This is a genomic window from Acetobacter sp. AN02 (genome assembly GCF_029759835.1).
Lineage (GTDB): Bacteria > Pseudomonadota > Alphaproteobacteria > Acetobacterales > Acetobacteraceae > Acetobacter.
In genome coordinates this window covers 25,121-41,668 of sequence record NZ_JAJJND010000001.1, presented here as the reverse complement: position 1 = coordinate 41,668, position 16,548 = coordinate 25,121, and the positions used below count along the sequence as shown (strand labels likewise).

Genomic DNA, 16,548 nt, shown 5'->3' with positions numbered 1-16,548 from the left:
AGCAGCGAGGTTCACTGAATTTCCGGCGCGGATATTCGCGCCGGAAGACAGCTTTCCTTATTTGGAGTCAGGAAGAGCGTAGACGACCAGCTCATCGCTGACAGGCGTCATCATGAAGTGATGTCCGCCGGCCATGATGGCCACGTACTGCTTGCCCTTGTACTCATAGGTCATCGTGTTGGCCTGGCCACCGCCGGGGAGCACGTCGTTCCACAGCTCCTTACCGGATTTCAGGTCAAACGCGTGGATCAGGTTGTCGGTGGTCGCACCGAGGAAGATCAGACCGCCTGCCGTGATGGTCGAACCGCCGTTGTTCGGCGTGCCGATCGTGAGCGGAAGATGGGTCGGAAATCCCCACGGACCGTTGGCGCGGGCGCTGCCCAGCGGATGCTGCCAGATGACCTTCTGCGTGTGCATGTCGATCGCCGTGATGTAACCGTACGGCGGCTTGTTGCACATCATACCGGTATACTGGTTCCAGAACGGAGCCACGGTGATACCGTAAGGCGTGTCAGCCTGGGCGCCATTGCCCTCCGCACCGCCGGCTGCCGGGGTGAAGTGCGGGCTGTCGATCGGCATCAGACCGATCTGATCCGCCTTCTTACGCGTGACCAGCTGATCATACATCGGCGTCACGTTCCAGTTGGCCACCAGAATGCCGGTCTGAGGATCGTAGGCTACGCTGCCCCAGTCGCTGCCGCCGTTATAACCCGGGAATTCAATCGTGGGCTGACCGATACGCGGCGGCGTGAACTCACCGTCATAATGCGCGCGGCGGAACTTGACGCGGCAGTAGAGCTGGTCGATCGGCGACATGCCCCACATATCCGTCTCTTTCAGATCCGCGACACCCAGACGCGGCATACCCACGGACCAGGGCTGCGTCGGAGAACGGACCTCACCCGGAACGTCGGATTCCTGCGGGGCAGGGCGTTCCTCAACCGGCAGGATCGGCTTGCCGGTGCGACGGTCGAGAACGAAGGTCTGACCACGCTTGGTCGGCATGAACAGGGCCGGGATCGGTCCGTCCTTGCCGGGGAACTCGAACAGGGTGGCCTGGGAACCGATATCGTAATCCCAGACGTCCTTATGCACGGTCTGGAAAACCCAGCGCGGGGAGCCCGTCTTCACGTCGATAGCCACAACGGAGGAGGAAATCTTGTTCTCTTCCGGAGAGCGCATGGAGCTGTAGTAGTCCGCAGCGGAGTTGCCGGTCGGAACATAGACAAGCCCGAGCTCATTATCGCCGGTAAGGGCCGCCCACGAGTTCGGCGTGCCGCGGCTGTAGTGATCACCCTCTGCCGGCTCACCGTGATCATCAGGACGATTCACGTCCCAGGCCCACAGGAAGCGGCCGGTTTCGGCATCGTATCCGCGGATGACACCCGACGGCGCCCAGCGGCGCTGGCCGTCCAGAACCTCGTGGCTGACCACGACCGCACCGTTCACGATCGGCGGCGGAACCGTCATGGCGACGAAGCCGGGGACGGAGGAGCCCATGCCCTTCATCAGATTGACCTGGCCATGCGTGCCGAAGCCCTCGCAGAGCTTGCCGTCAGCCGCATCCACCTCGATCAGCCTCATGTCCAGCGTGCCGACCACGATACGGTTGTGGCAGGGTTGCCCCTCCGGCACGGTCGAGGCCGTGTAATACGTCACGCCCTTACAGGCCGCCGTATAGGGGATGCTGTCATATTTGACGCCCGAGTTGTGCCGCCAGATTTCCTTTCCGGTAGCCGGGTCGAGCTTCATGATGTCGTTCAGCGCCGAGCACATATAAAGCCCGTCACCCACCTTGATCGGTGTGGTTTCAGCAGCCCATTTGTTGATCTGGCCCGGACCCGGCTTGCTGCCGGTATGATAGACGAAAGCCCGCTTCAGCTGGCTGACGTTCTCCGGAGTGATCTGATTGAGTGGGGAATAGCGCGTGGCCTGCGTGTCATGCCCGTATACCGGCCAGTCCTCACGTGCAGGATGTGCACTGATCTGCTCAACCGCAGGCGTTGCCTCCGAAGGAGGAGAGGGAGGGCCGGAGGGGATGTCCGCGGCGTTAACACCCGGAGCCTGCGGGGCATAGGGAGACGGCGCATCAAACTTGCCAAGAGGCTTCTTGGGCGGATAGCTGGCCGGTCCGGGAGCCGTCCAGGGCGGCGTGTCATCGGCCCGTGCGGAGAGCGGAAGGGCGGCACCGGCAGCGCAGCACAGGACGGAGGCTGTAAGAAGAGAGTGGCGAAGCATTATGCGTGTCCTCCGCGGGAAGATACGGCAGCCGCAGACGTGCCGCGCAGGGCAGGTATCGTCAGCGCGACAAGGATCGCGATGATGGTCGGTCCGAGGAGCCGGGGCAGAAGACCCCATCCGTCAAGACCGGCTTCCCACAGGGACCAGGGAATGGTGACGAGCCATGCGACAAGATAGAGGAAAGCGCCGTTCACGGAGCCGAAGAGCATGAGCCCGCCCGCTGCGATGATGGCCGCGCCGAAGAGAACGTAGTAGAATGAGCCGCCGAGAGCCGCGAGCTGCACTCCCATGATGACAAGCGGCAGCCCCAGAAGGATGATCAGGACTGCCAGACAAAGCACGGGAAGCCCCGGCTTTTTGCCTGTTTGTTGAACAGAATTCATAATGCACTCCGTATTTCACGAAAAAAACGAGATAAAGAACCTCCGGTTTTCGGTATAAATCGATATACGATGATGTTTTTAGTCTCATCATCAATTATTTTTGTACCATAATCTTCGGACTTTCCGGTCTTTTGTCTCCCCGCCACATACCTCGCTGCGCGCGCGGTACCCGGCCTTTGCGCGGCTGCAACGGTCGGCCGGGCGGTTTGATACATTCAATTATGAAATATAATTTATCAAGGATTTATACATCCTGCACATATCGATGTCGATATCGCGAAAATCTTTGACAAAGCGGCTGATACGGGCGGCAGACCGGGCCTGCAGCACACCGCACAATCCTTCAGGTCACACGGATGTCATTGCCTCGCCGTGAACCGTAAGGCCCGGCCGCAGTTGGATCGTAAGGCGGAACCGGTGCTAGGGTCCTGCGGACGGGATAAGAATAACAGAGAGGCTCCGCGTTCATGAAGCGTTTCTTCAACAGCCGTGAAACTGTCGTCACGGAATCCCTTGACGGCCTGCTGCGTTCGTCTGCGGGGCAGCATCTCTGCCGACTGGATGGCTATCCTGAAATCAGGGTCATCCTGCGCAGAGAGCGTAACAAGGACCACGTCGCTGTGATTTCAGGCGGCGGCACCGGGCATGAACCGGCCCATGCCGGATTTGTGGGGGAAGGCATGCTGGACGCCGCCGTGTGCGGCTCCGTGTTTGCCTCACCGGGCGTTGATGCCATTCTGGCAGCCATCCTGGCCGTCACCGGAAAGGCCGGATGTCTGCTGGTCATCAAGAGCTATACCGGTGATCGTCTGAATTTCACCCTGGCCGCCGAGCAGGCTAGGGATATGGGTCTGAAGGTTGAGACCATCGTTGTCGGGGATGACATTTCCCTGCCGGACAGCCGTTTCCCGCGGGGTCTGGCCGGAACGACGCTGATCCAGAAAATTGCCGGTCATGCAGCCTCTAAGGGAGATACGCTCGAAGAGGTGACGAGAAAGGCCCGGTCGGCTGCAGAAGGACTCGCCTCCATCGGCCTGTCCCTGAGCGACTGCAATGCCTATGATCCGGAACACTCGACCCGGCTGACGGAAGAACAGGCAGAACTCGGTCTCGGAATCCACGGAGAGCCCGGAGCGAAGCAGATCGAGGTCTCCACGGCCGATGCTCTGATGGCGCTGGCCGCCGATACGCTGGATCAGGCCCTGCCTGAGGGGAAAACGCGCTACGCTCTTCTGCTCAATATGCTGGGCAGCGTGCCGCCGATCGAGATGACACTCCTGCTGGAGGCCTTTGCCGGAACCGGCCTCGCCCGGAAAACCGATCTCATCATAGGCCCGGCTCCTGTCATGACGGCGCTGAACATGAACGGGTTCTCGCTCACGGTCATAGCCCTGACGGATGAGATCAGAGAGGCGCTGACAGCCCCGGCAGAACCGGCCGCATGGCCCGGAACCGTACCGTTCGGCAAGCCCGCCCTTCATGAGATGCCCGATCTGCCGGAAACCTTCGCGTTCAGCCCGGGAAGCAGCCCGGCGCTTGAAAAACTCTTCCGTACCGGCGCGCAGACCCTGATTGATCAGGCGGACAGCCTCAATGCGCTGGATGCGAAAATCGGTGACGGTGATGCAGGTTCCACCTTCGCGGAGGCCGCCACGGAAATTCTCCGCTCGCTCGACAGGCTGCCGCTGGATAACCCGAAACATCTCTGTACGACGCTGGCGCGTGTCCTGACACGAAATACCGGCGGATCAAGCGGAGCACTGCTGTCAATCCTGTTCACCGCAGCCGGACGCAGCGATGCGGACTGGCCGGAGGCGCTTCAGGAAGGTCTGGCGGCCATGCAGGAGCTTGGCGGTGCCAAGCCCGGAGACCGCACCATGATCGATGCGATCGATCCGGCACTCAAAGCCTTCGCAGGAGGTGGCAGCCTGAGCGAAGCCGCCTCGGCTGCCCGGTCCGGTGCGGATTCCACGAAGACGATGAAAAAATCCCATGCGGGCCGGGCGTCCTACGTGCCCGAGGATCAGCTTTCCGGAATTCCTGATCCGGGGGCTGAGGCTATCGCCCGGATGCTGGAGTCCATGGCAAAGGCCTGACCGTATCGGCAGGGGCGGAAAATCCCGCCCCTGTGCGGTCCTCAGCGGCGGGGTGTCAGCTGCGAAAGGTCGCGCACGGCCCCGCGTGAGGCGCTGGTTGTAAGAGCTGCATACGCGCGCAGGGCCGTGGAGACCGTGCGTGTGCGATCCGGCTGCCAGGCTCTGTCCCCCAGATCCTGCATCTCGCGACGGCGCTCGGAAAGTTCGGCATCGGAAACCGAGGTGCGGAGCACGCGGTTCGGAATATCAATCTCGATGATATCGCCATCCTTCAGCAGGCCGATCGCACCGCCTTCCGCCGCTTCGGGGGAAATATGGCCGATGGACAGTCCCGAACTGCCGCCGGAGAAACGGCCATCCGTGATGAGCGCGCAGCTCTCAGCCAGCCCCTTCGATTTCAGATAGCTCGTGGGATAGAGCATTTCCTGCATGCCGGGACCGCCTTTGGGCCCCTCATACCGGATCACGACCACATCGCCCGCCCTGATCCTGTCACCGAGAATGGCCGAGACCGCATCATCCTGACTCTCGAAAATACGTGCAGGTCCGGTGAATTTCAGGATGTTCTCGGCAACACCAGCCGTTTTGACGATGGCACCGTCCTCGGCAATATTGCCATACAGCACGGCAAGCCCGCCATCCTGGCTGAACGCATGCGCACCGTTGCGAACGGTACCGTTCTCACGATCCGTATCGGCTTCCTTATACCGGCTGGACTGAGAGAACGCCTCTGTCGTACGGACACCGCCCGGTGCCGCCCGGAAAAAGACCCCGGCCTCTTCGGTGCCCGTTCCCGCAATATCCCAGCGCGCAAGGGAGTCCGAGACCGAGGCGCTGTGCACCGTGCAGGCATCACGGTGCAGCAGACCAAGCCGGTCCAGCTCGCCCATGATGCCCGGAATACCGCCCGCCCGGTGTACGTCTTCCATATGCACGTCAGAACGTGACGGAGACACCTTGCACAGGTTCGGCACCCTGCGGGAAAGACGGTCTATGTCCTCCATGGAGAACCGGACCTCACCCTCATGTGCGGCAGCCAGGAGATGCAGCACCGTATTGGTCGATCCGCCCATTGCGATATCCACTGTCATGGCGTTCTCAAACGCCTCGCGTGAGGCAATGGAACGCGGCAGGACGGAGGCATCGTCCTTTTCATAATATCGGCGTGCCAGATCAACGGCGAGACGACCAGCCTTCAGGAAAAGCTCACGCCGGTCCGCATGTGTCGCGACCAGGCTGCCATTGCCCGGCAGCGACAGTCCCAGAGCCTCAGTCAGGCAGTTCATGGAATTGGCGGTAAACATGCCCGAGCAGGACCCGCATGTGGGGCAGGCAGAGCGTTCGATGCTCTCGCTTTCGCTCTCGCTCACATTCGGGTTTGCCGCAGCAACCATGGACGTCACGAGGTCCACACGGCGCTCGATCCCGTCCTGGTTCAGCCGCCCGGCTTCCATCGGACCTCCGGAGACGAAAACCGTCGGAATATTCAGGCGCATGGCCGCCATCAGCATACCCGGCGTGATTTTGTCGCAGTTGCTGATGCAGACGAGGGCATCAGCACAATGCGCGTTGACCATATATTCAACGGCATCCGCAATCAGATCGCGTGAAGGCAGGCTGTAGAGCATCCCGCCATGGCCCATGGCGATCCCGTCATCAACCGCGATGGTGTTGAATTCGCGGCCAATGCCACCAGCCTCTCCGATCGCCCCGCAGACAAGCTGACCAAGATCCTTCAGATGCACATGTCCGGGAACGAACTGTGTGAAGGAATTGGCCACCGCGATGATGGGCTTGCCGAAATCCCCGTCCTTCATCCCGGTTGCCCGCCAGAGGCTCCGTGCGCCCGCCATGTTGCGTCCGTGGGTAGTGGTTCTTGAACGATAGGCAGGCATGATCAGGGTTCTCGTCGCATATTACAGAAAAGGGGCGGTGATCATACGCTCATCATTGCCTGCGGGGAAAGGGCAGCTCCGTCCGGCTCAGAATCTCTGGGAAATGCCCGTCATGATTGTACGGCGAAGCCCGTATTGCGGCGCACCCACACCGATTCCGCTACCGTCGCGCAGCATATAGCTGCGGTCAAAAAGATTGGTGACATCCAGACGGATCTGCGTCCGTTTGAGGAAGGAAAGCGGAATCAGATGGTCGAAACTCTGTACGACAGCAAGGTTGAAGGTAGCGTATTGCGGCACTGACGCCCCGTTGGGGATTGTCGAATCCTTCCTCAGGCCGCTGCCGTAAACCATGGTGGCAGAGAGCATCAGAGGATGATCTGTTTTACGAAATGCCGTGTAACTGGCCCCGGCAGAGGCGGTCCAGCGCTGATCATGATCCAGATGCACCCATCTGTCCCTGATGTAAGACAGATCATCAGAATCGAAATTCCACTGGCCGCTGACAATGTCCTTGCCGATTGCCCGTGACCACGCGAAATTCCCGTAAAGGGCGATCGGTCCGCGATCATAGCTGGTGGACACCTCATAGCCGTTCACCTGACCGCGCCTGTAATTAAAGGCCGTCATAATCACGGGAGAACCGAACTGCCCCTCGTCGATCAGGTTTCTGGCCAGTTTGACATAGGCATCAAAGGATACGTTCCAGCCCGGTATGATCTGCTGCGCCACACCCGCATCAAAATAATGATCCCGCTCAGCGCGCACGGTCGCATTCTGAAGGTTTGCAGACTCTGCAGACGTGTTATCATATTTTGAAAGCGACTGTCCGCCGATCAGTTCAAACGGCGGAGGCGTGAAATAGCGGGAATATCCTGCGTGGAACGTGGTTTTTTTCCACGGATGCCAGACGATATTCAGGCGCGGGCTGACCTGCATCGCGTGCGTGTACTGGTCCACGCCGTCAAATCTCACGCCGTAATTCAGAGTAAGGGAACGGAGCAGCCGCCACTCATCCTGAGCATAAAGACCATATATCCAGCCGGTCCGTCCGGAACCGTCATGAACCGACGTCGTGCTGCCATCATAGTCCGGCTCGCCATCAGAATCGGTGCCTGTCCGGAGATAGACAAGACTGTCAGATTTTGAAACAGTCCTTTCAATAAAAGCCTGCATACCGAATCTGACAGTGTGGCGCGGTGCGGCTTTCCAGGTAAAATCCGTCTGGCTGCCGGTGGACATGACCGACCGGGCCGCGTGCTGCGAAATGCCGTTATAGATCAGATCGCCGGTCATATCAGGCGAATATCCCAAAGAGCTGTATCTTGAAAAAACCGATGTCTGGAACGATACGTTCTCCATCTCCTTCTGAAGGGACAGAATTCCGAAATCGGTAATTTCCTTCTGCCTCTGGTTGAGAGAGGCACTGTCCATGCTGCCATAAAGCTGCCCGGACAGAGCGCTCCCGATCCAGGACGGACTCGCAAACTGTCTTTGCTGACCGGGATTATTCGGAAGCTGATACTGCGCGTTGGAGGCGCCGGCGATGAAGCTGACGCGGGTATTGTCGTCGATTGTATAACGCAGATGGCCAAGGAAGTGGTACTGATTGCTCAGATCGTGGATGGCATTGAAAGACGGGGTCGGGTTTTCCACGCCGACGCGGTTATGAACGAAATCCGCCGTCAGAAAAACATCCCATTTCTTATAATGTGTTCCATACTGCGCGGACGGGAAGAAATAATCCCGCGCGCCTCCGTAGACAGATGCATCACCACCCGGATCGGCACTGCCGTTCTTTGTCGTGAGGTCAATGACTCCTGCAGTCAGAAAGCCATACTGGGCAGGCAGTGCTCCGGTCGTCAGCGCCATTGAATGGGCAAATCGCGTCATCAGCGCCTGACCGAAGACACTCATCCCCTCGGGAAGCTGAACACCGTCGATACGATACTGGACCTCGTTATGATCGCCACGCACATGAATCTGTCCGAAGCTGTCCTGCGTCACCCCGGGCGCCTGAAGCAGAACCTGATTGAGCGGAGCGTTATCACCGCCCGGAATGGTTTCAATATCCTTCCGGCTGAACCGCCATGTTGTCGCACCGGTAGAGGAAAGCAGGGACGCACGCAGGCGATCAAGCCGTGCGTTTACGACAATATGTTCCTCAGTCGGTCTGGCACCGTCCGCGTCAGGGGACTGGTCCTCAAACACCGAACGGGCTGTCGTTGTCTGCGCCATCGCCTCGCAGCAGAGGAAAGCCGGGCAGGCGAGAATGAGCAGATGGGCGGGACGGCTGAGTGACGGAAACACGGCAAGACCCTGTTGCTGGCATGTAATATAAGTCTCCTTATATGAAATGTTATAACATAACAATACGAGTATGTGAGGTCAGTCACAAAGATCATATTCTGCGGCAGAATGTGCCGTCTGCCCGCGTGCACGCACCGCTCATACCAAACGGCCGGAGACCGTCACTTCTCAGGTTTTTAAGACTGTTTTTGAGTGTTGCGGAACGGTTCTGAAGACCGCTTCCTTCCGGTTGCGGCAGAGGCAGTTCGACAGACTGCACATCATTCGGCGCGATCATCTCTGCCAGCGCTTTACCCACATTTTACCCACAAACGTGCCGGATGTATGCGGATTGTTCCGCATTACGGCGGACAACAGAAACGCGAAAAACCGCAGTCCGACAACGCTTTATGATGATGTATGGATGTCTGCTGAAGCAGGACTGGCGGAAGAGGTGGGATTCGAACCCACGGTACGCTCACACGCACGCCGGTTTTCAAGACCGGTGCCTTAAACCGCTCGGCCACCCTTCCGCGGTGGCGGCACCATAAAGTGACCCGCCCGGAAAAACAAGCAGCCGAAACGAAAACAGGCCCGGATGATCCGGGCCTGTCGGGCTGCCTTTTCGCGAAAGATCAGGCTGCGCTGAGCTGGGCCTCGGCGAACTCGTAGTTTGCCAGGCGATCCAGATAGTTGGTGATGTAATCCGGACGACGGTTGCGGAAATCCAGGTAGTAGGCGTGTTCCCACACGTCCAGACCGAGCAGCGCGGTTCCCTGACCTTCGGCCAGCGGGTTGGAGCCGTTCGCCGTTTTCGTGACGGCAAGCTTGCCGGATGACGTCAGAACGAGCCAGGCCCAGCCGGAGCCGAACTGCGTCGTGGCGGCCTTCTTGAATTCGTCCTTAAACGTCTCGACGCTGCCGAAATCGGCCTTGATCTTGGACTCAAGCGTGCCCGGAATGGAGCCGCCGTTCGGGGACAGGTTCTGCCAGAACAGGATGTGATTCCAGTGCTGACCGGCATTGTTGAACACCGGAGCCTGGGATGCATCACCCTTCACGGCCAGGATGATCTCGTCCAGGGATTTGCCCTGAAGTTCCGGCTTTGCCTCAACGAAGCCGTTCAGAGCCGTCACGTAGGCCTGATGATGCTTGTCGTGGTGCAGTTCGAGCGTTTCCTGGCACATGCCTTTCGCGCCGAGAGCATTGTAGGAAAACGGGAGGGCTGGGAGTTCGAAAGCCATGGCTTTCTCCTTCATTCTTGAAATCAGGCTCTGTTGTGGCGGATCATAAGACTTGCCAGATCAAACAGCTATGGACCCTGTGCTCAGGCGTCAAGGGAGCAGGACTTCACAGCCCTATGACATGCCGGGTGTTTCGTATAGAGAGACAACGTCATGACATCCGGTGAGTTCACAGATATCTGCCAGAATATCGCACGGCTCAGCGATCCGGACAGGTTTTTCTGCGCCATGTTCCTGTCCGAGCCTGCCCGCCGGGGCGCATTCGTTCTGATTGCGTTCAATCATGAGATTACGCGTGCCCTGGCGCCTGCGGTCTCTTCGGAGGTTGCGGGGCCACTTGCGGGATATATCCGTCTGCAGTGGTGGCGCGACATTATCGGCGGTGCGCGATTCACGCATGAGGTGGCTTCTCCGCTTTCGGAGCTTCTGGACGGAGGGCAGGTTTCCGGTCGGACCCTGCAGGGCGTGCTGGATGCTCGCGAGGCAGAGCTTTCAGGCCTGTCCGATGATGAGGCCTGGCTGCGCTCCATGCGTTGCGGTCCGGGAGGGCTGCAGCGTGCCATGGGGGAGCTTTGCGGTGTGACGGATGAGGCGACCCTCGCCGGGCTGGAAGCTGCGGGAGCGGCTTACGGAACCGGCAGTCTGCTGCGGCATCTTCCGGCCGTACTGCGCTCAGGCCGGCGTGCGCTGCCCGAAAGATTCAGCTCCGGGGAGGCGACGCCGGAGGCAGCTTCCTGGCTGCGTGAACAGGGAAAAGCGTTTCTGCGTGATGCGACTGCGGCACATGGCCCCGCCGCGCTTCCGCGTGTCCTGGCCCGGCGTGACTTGAAGCGGAAGCCGGTCACGGGAGAGGCCGCACGCGGGCTGGGAGACAGGCTGGCACTCGGTTTTGCAGGGCTGCGCTCACGTTTCTGATGGCAATGCTTCTGCGCGCGGGGACGTTCCTCAATCCTCTCCCGTCGGAACATTGCTCTCCAGTTCATCAAGCCAGATCCGGGCATTGCCGTCTGACGGCGCGCGCCAGTCCCCGCGAGGGGATAAGGCACCACCGGCGACGATTTTAGGGCCGTTCGGCATGGCTGAGCGTTTGAACTGACTGGTTGTGAAATAGCGCTGCAGAAAGATTTTCAGCCAGTGCCGGATCTCGGCAAGAGTCCAGGATCTGCGGTCTTTTTCCGGGAATTCCGGCGGCCAGCCTTCTTCCGTGATCTTTCCCCAGGCGTGTTCAGCCAGCCAGGCAATCCTGGAGGGCCGGAAGCCATAGCGCAGTACGTAGAACAGGAAAAAATCATGCAGAGCGTAGGGGCCGATCGTCGCCTCCGTGCTCTGCACCCCGTCCGGTCCGGCAGGGATCAGCTCGGGTGAGATTTCGCAGGACAGGATCTCCCGCAGGACGCGGGCGGTCGTGTCTGAAAAACGGCCGGAAGAGATGAACCAGCGGATCAGATGCTGGATCAGTGTTTTCGGCAGGCCGGAATTGACGTTGTAATGTGCCATCTGGTCACCGACACCATAAGTGCACCAGCCGAGCGCCAGTTCCGAAAGGTCTCCCGTGCCGATCACAATTCCGTTTTTCTGGTTGGCGATCCGGAAAAGGAAGTCGGTTCGCAGTCCGGCCTGCACATTCTCGAAGGTGATATCGTAGACCGGCTCCCCTTTTGCGTAGGGATGTCCCATTTCCTCCAGCATTCTGAGCGCTGTGGGCCGGATGTCGAGTTCGGCAGCCGTCACGCCCAGCGAGCGCATCAGCTCATGCGCCAGGGATTTCGTCGTATCGCTGGTGCCGAAACCGGGCATCGTGAAGCCGAGTACGGCCTCTCGTCCGAGGCCCAGCTCCTCTGCCGCGCGGACGGCAACCAGCAGGGCATGCGTGGAGTCCAGACCGCCGGAGACACCGATGACCAGGGTCCGGCTCCTGCTGGCTTTCAGCCTCTGCTTGAGGGCGGAGACCTGAATCGTACAGGCTTCATAGCAGTCCAGAGCCAGACGCCCGGGATCTTCAGGAACGAACGGAAAGCGCGGAATGGCACGGCGCAGATCGGAGAGGACCGGAGGATCGAATGTCAGTGAGATGCGGCGTACGGGAGGAAGGCCATATGCGTCTGCCGTGGCCGCGAAGCTTGTCATCCGCAGTCTTTCCTGACGCAGCAGGTCAAGATCCGTATCGGCAAAAGCAATCCGTGGTCCGGAAGGGAACCGGTCCGTTGCGGCGAGGCATTTTCCGTTTTCGAAAATACTGACCTGCCCGTCCCAGGCGACGTCCGTTGTCGATTCGCCTTCTCCGGCAGCCGCATAGAGATAGGTCAGGTGACAGCGCGCGGAGTGGGAACGGCACAGGAGATCGCGCTCCTCCGCCTTGCCGACCGTGATGTTGCTTGCCGACAGATTGGCGATAACGGTCGCGCCGGACAGGGCCAGGCGTGTGGAGGGCGGGTCCGGTACCCAGATATCCTCACAGATTTCGGTGCCGATCACGAGACCAGGAATGTCGGAGGCCTCGAAAAGAATATCCGTTCCGAAGGGAATATCCTGATGATCTCCGATACGGAGGACTTCTCCGGTCAGCCCTGCTCCTGCAGTAAACTGCCGGTTCTCGTAGAATTCGCGGTAGCCGGGCAGGAAGGATTTGGGCACCACGCCGATGATCCGGCCGCGATGGATGGCGACGGCGCAGTTATACAGGGCATCTCCGTGGCACAGAGGCGCGCCGACAAAGAAGAGGGGCAGGCAGTCTGCAGTTTCGGCCGCAAGCCGGATAAGGGCGTCCCTGACGGCGTCAAGCAGGACATCCTGCTGGCGCAGATCGTCGATGGCGTAGCCGGACAGGCAGAGTTCCGGGAAGACGGCAATGACCGCCCCCTGATCCGAACATGTCCGGACGACCTCCGCTATTCCTGTGGCCGCGCTGTGCGGGTCCGCCAGAGAGGCAGGCAGGGTGCAGGCGGCAACACGGGCAAACCCGTGACGGAAGAGGGAATGAAACTCCCGCATGGAGACCTCGCGCAAACCGGAATTCTGCGGGGCAGTATAGTCCGGAGTTGCGCGAAGACCAGACGACCCCTGCGTCAGCCGAACAGACTGGCTCCGGCGGAGTCTTCCGTCTTGTGTCCCTTCTCATGGGGCTGCTGCATGGTGACGTGACCTGTCGCGTCGATCATGGCGGCGAAAGAGTGGCCTTTTGAGTGTCCGCCGGAAACGGCCACGCCGGTTGCGGCGAGAGAGGCCGGGGAGTCTGCCGTGCGCGCGGAAGACTGGCGGAGCGTAAGCAGCGCCTGGCCGGTACTGCCGAGATGGGCTGGAAGCGTTGTCATCAGATATCCTCCTGCCACGACCGTGGCAGGAATATCCTGATATCGGGTTAACCGGGCGAGGATGTTTTTGCAGGCAGTTTCAGCACACCGGCGGGAGGGGACATTTTTTTCACCGGAGCCGCATCGCTTCCGGAACTGCCGAGCCCGGTCGGGAAGATCGCATCCGGCTCCTGGCTGGCGGGTGCGGCTGTGGCGGCCGGTGTATCTGCCGGCGGCGTGCTGTCCGGCGTGGCTGCCTCAGATGCCGCCACCGTTCCGGTTCCGGCTGCCGTTGCGGCCTTGCTGCCGTCAGGGGGAGTGAGAGTGCTGGACTCAATGGCCGCACCTGTCGGCGTTCCGCCCGCATCGACCAGCCAGTGCGACAGATGATGACGGATCTGTGTCTCCAGCTCCGTGTTCATATCATCCGTCATCTGCTTCGTCAGATTGTACAGCGCGGCGGGTGAGTCCGTATCGCCATCCGTCATGGGAGGCAGCATGTTGCGCGTGACATGGGCCTCAGCCTGGCCGGAGCTCTGTCCGTCGGCGGAGGTCAGGGACAGGCGGACGTCCATTTCCCCGTGCAGCATGCCTCCGGCATCGTGCAGAATACTGGCACGACGGATATTGAAAACGGCCGTCCCGGACGCGCCGGAGGCGGCGAGCCGCTCATAGGCAAGCTGATGCAGGGCAGAAACCGGGGAGATGGGCGCGCGTTCCGAAATATCGCCGGGCACGGAGCCGGGCGTGATGTCGTTATGCACGTCCAGCGTGGCCGCGTTGAGATGAATCTGCCCGGAATCCGCGAACTGATAGGGTGGGAAGACCTCGGCAGGGTGATCATCGCCACAGGCGGCGAGGATGAGAAGGCCGCCGGTCAGCAGGCCGATCTTCCGCCCGATCTTCCGCGGGCGATGTGACGCCGGACTCTTCATGCCGATATATCCTCTCATGTCTGTCGTCCGGCGAAGACCGCGGGCAGATTAAGGTCGTCAGTCAGCGGGCCGGAAGCGGCCGTGTCCGGTTTAAGCCGGGAGACCTGCCCGATCAGGGACATTCCGGCCAGTCCGGACACGGCCTTATCGGCAGGAACGGGCTGATTGCAAAGGGACGGGCTGGCTGCCGTAGCGATGCACAGACGCCCGGGAACGGACTGGCCGATCCGCACAAGATCCGGATCCGGCTCGAACGGCTCATCATTTCCGGTTCTGAACAGGAACACGGTGGAAGCGAGCGGGGAATAGAACAGAGTGAACCGTGATCCCGGACTGTATTGCGGGAGAACGGCCCCGAGGAAAAAGACACTTCCCGCCCGGCGATCCGCGAAACGCCACAGCCGCATCTCCCCGTCATCGAGAACCTCGGCTCCGGAGACGAGCGTGTCCGAGAACGGGGACAGCACAACGAGCGGCTCATTCTCGGCCACTCCATGCGGTGCGGCAAGCAGAACCCGCAGGCGCTCAGGCGAGACGACCTGCTCTGCCTGCGAGGGACGCGGCTGGCGGAATCCCTCAGCCGGCAGCCCGGTCCGGATCTCCGGCGCGGGGAAGGTGGACAGCCAGTGATAGAGCAGTTTCAGCCGCAGGGCCGGAGACAGGGCCGCAAGCTGCCAGGCATCCTCCGGCGGAGAAGGGTAGACACTGATGAGAATGTCCCGTGCCAGCAGAACGAACAGCGCGGTGGCGCTTTCCTGCAGTTCTGCCTGATCCTGTCTCGGCAGCTGCTCGAAACCGGTGGCACGCAGCTCTCCGTCCGGGCCGGTGAACCAGCAGGCTTCGTGCAGGCCGTCCTCGTGCCGGAAACTCAGGACAGTCAGCGGGCGGAGACACCGGACCACACCGGTCAGGTGCCAGCCCTCTTCCGTCCGCGTGATGCGGCGTCCGTCGCGGATGACGTCCGGAAAGCCCTCTCCGGCTGCGATCCCTGCGTCAGCCACGGGCGGTACTGATCTCGTCGCGGTCGAAGCGGAAGCTGACATTGCAGAACTCACACGTCATGGTGATGGTATCGCATTCCGTCATGTGATCGAGATCGTCCTCCGAGAACCCTCCGAGAACTCCGGCCAGTCGGGCGCGGGAGCAGCGGCATCCGTAGGCCAGGGCCCGGTCATGACCAAGGCAGAGCTCCTGTTCGTGAAACAGGCGATAGAGCAGCGCGGAAGAGGACAGGTTGTCGTCGAGCAGTTCCGCCCCCGTGAGCGTGCGGGCAAGCATCAGGGCCGTCTCCCAGGCTTCATCCCCTTCAGGAGAGGTTTCCCCGGTGATGTGCTCTGCCACCACACCGCCTTCGGCGGCGATTTTCTCCATGATCAGCCCGCCGGTCCGCCATCCGCTGTCGGTCATGGCGGAGGCCAGCCGGATGAACACGCTGTGCTGTTCGGACGTCTCGAAATAATGCATGGCCATTTCGGCCAGATCGTCTCCGGTGATCTCCACGATACCCTGGTGGCGTTCCGTTTCCGGACCCTGATCTACAGTCAGAGCCATATAGCCCGAGCCGACCAGATCACGATCCGTGGGGCTGGTGATCTCGCCCAGAAGCTGCTCCAGTTCTTCCTCGTCGTGCCGCACGTAAAACCGCAGCGCACCGTCATCCGTGCAGTCCGCCACAACCATACTGACGGGGCCGTCGCCCCGGATCTGCAGGGAGAAGGACCCCTGGAATTTCAGGGCCGAGGCCAGTCCCCCGACCAGCGCCAGGGCTTTGCCCGCAAGCGCGGAGATCACATAGGGATTGTCATGGCGCGACAGCAGCGCATCCGTCAGCACGCCGGGACGCACCAGGCGCCCGCGGACGGGCTGGTTATCGAGATAGAAGGGTGTCACGCCCTGGGTGACGACCAGATCCGGAACGTCGGGCCGGCTGCCGTCGAGGAAAGCGGGGGTGGCGATCATGCGAGCCCTTCCTTTCTTCTGGAGTGTCCTGCGGACACCGCAACCTCTGTACTGATGATGAGCTGCAAACCGGTCCTCAATTCTGTCCGCAGGCCCACCTCGTCTTCCCGGTCTCCTGCTTTGCGATCCTGCTCCATAGTAGTGGCGAGTATATGGGACCGCAATCTGAATATTCCGCTGACAGCCAGGTCAGGCCGGTGCACCCCGTGCCCACAG

12 protein-coding genes and 1 tRNA gene are annotated in these 16,548 nt (G+C 60.7%); 2 read left to right on the top strand and 11 right to left on the bottom strand.

Annotation, left to right across the window (positions count from 1 at the left end; genetic code table 11):
* Positions 1-57: 57 nt before the first annotated feature.
* Positions 58-2,238, bottom strand: coding sequence for a pyrroloquinoline quinone-dependent dehydrogenase (locus LOC54_RS00195; protein ID WP_279311793.1), 2,181 nt, complete (start codon positions 2,236-2,238; stop codon positions 58-60).
* A complete protein-coding gene (locus tag LOC54_RS00190; RefSeq protein WP_279311792.1) occupies positions 2,238-2,624 on the bottom strand; it encodes a glycerol dehydrogenase in 387 nt (128 codons plus the stop codon). Before LOC54_RS00190 ends, LOC54_RS00195 begins: the two co-directional genes overlap by 1 nt.
* Positions 2,625-3,091: 467 nt before the next feature.
* Here LOC54_RS00190 and LOC54_RS00185 point away from each other — a divergent pair, with 467 nt between their 5' ends.
* Positions 3,092-4,720, top strand: a complete 1,629-nt coding sequence (locus LOC54_RS00185; protein ID WP_279311791.1) for a dihydroxyacetone kinase subunit DhaK — start codon at positions 3,092-3,094, stop codon at positions 4,718-4,720.
* Between the two features lie 41 nt (positions 4,721-4,761).
* Here the strand turns inward: LOC54_RS00185 and ilvD are convergent, their stop codons facing one another.
* The 4 genes from ilvD to LOC54_RS00165 form a co-directional block, all read right to left on the bottom strand.
* Positions 4,762-6,615 carry a dihydroxy-acid dehydratase gene (ilvD, locus tag LOC54_RS00180; protein WP_279311790.1) on the bottom strand — a complete coding sequence of 618 codons (1,854 nt, stop codon included), beginning with the start codon at positions 6,613-6,615 and terminating at the stop codon, positions 4,762-4,764.
* 87 nt (positions 6,616-6,702) lie between these two features.
* Entirely contained in the window at positions 6,703-8,853 is a 2,151-nt protein-coding gene (locus LOC54_RS00175) for a TonB-dependent receptor (protein ID WP_408740262.1), read from the bottom strand.
* 494 nt (positions 8,854-9,347) lie between these two features.
* Positions 9,348-9,437: transfer RNA gene (locus LOC54_RS00170), tRNA-Ser, on the bottom strand.
* 102 nt (positions 9,438-9,539) lie between these two features.
* Positions 9,540-10,148 carry a superoxide dismutase gene (locus LOC54_RS00165; RefSeq protein ID WP_279311788.1) on the bottom strand — a complete coding sequence of 203 codons (609 nt, stop codon included), beginning with the start codon at positions 10,146-10,148 and terminating at the stop codon, positions 9,540-9,542.
* Between the two features lie 153 nt (positions 10,149-10,301).
* Between LOC54_RS00165 and LOC54_RS00160 the strand changes: the two genes are divergently transcribed.
* Complete coding sequence (locus LOC54_RS00160) at positions 10,302-11,063, top strand: squalene/phytoene synthase family protein (protein WP_279311787.1); 762 nt, start codon at positions 10,302-10,304, stop codon at positions 11,061-11,063.
* Between the two features lie 30 nt (positions 11,064-11,093).
* Here LOC54_RS00160 and LOC54_RS00155 read toward each other — a convergent pair whose 3' ends face one another.
* The 5 genes from LOC54_RS00155 to LOC54_RS00135 form a co-directional block, all read right to left on the bottom strand.
* The gene (locus LOC54_RS00155) at positions 11,094-13,139 is read right to left on the bottom strand and encodes an NAD(+) synthase (RefSeq protein WP_279311822.1); all 2,046 of its coding nucleotides are present in this window, start codon (positions 13,137-13,139) and stop codon (positions 11,094-11,096) included.
* A 74-nt stretch (positions 13,140-13,213) separates the two neighbouring features.
* Positions 13,214-13,459, bottom strand: a complete 246-nt coding sequence (locus LOC54_RS00150) for a hypothetical protein (RefSeq protein ID WP_279311786.1) — start codon at positions 13,457-13,459, stop codon at positions 13,214-13,216.
* A gap of 47 nt (positions 13,460-13,506) precedes the next feature.
* A complete protein-coding gene (locus LOC54_RS00145) occupies positions 13,507-14,373 on the bottom strand; it encodes a hypothetical protein (RefSeq protein ID WP_279311785.1) in 867 nt (288 codons plus the stop codon).
* A gap of 14 nt (positions 14,374-14,387) precedes the next feature.
* Positions 14,388-15,374 carry a hypothetical protein gene (locus LOC54_RS00140; protein WP_279311784.1) on the bottom strand — a complete coding sequence of 329 codons (987 nt, stop codon included), beginning with the start codon at positions 15,372-15,374 and terminating at the stop codon, positions 14,388-14,390.
* On the bottom strand, positions 15,367-16,332 hold the full coding sequence (locus LOC54_RS00135) for an Hsp33 family molecular chaperone HslO (RefSeq protein ID WP_279311783.1): 966 nt from the start codon (positions 16,330-16,332) through the stop codon (positions 15,367-15,369). The genes LOC54_RS00140 and LOC54_RS00135 overlap by 8 nt, the downstream gene beginning before the upstream one ends.
* Positions 16,333-16,548: the final 216 nt, after the last annotated feature.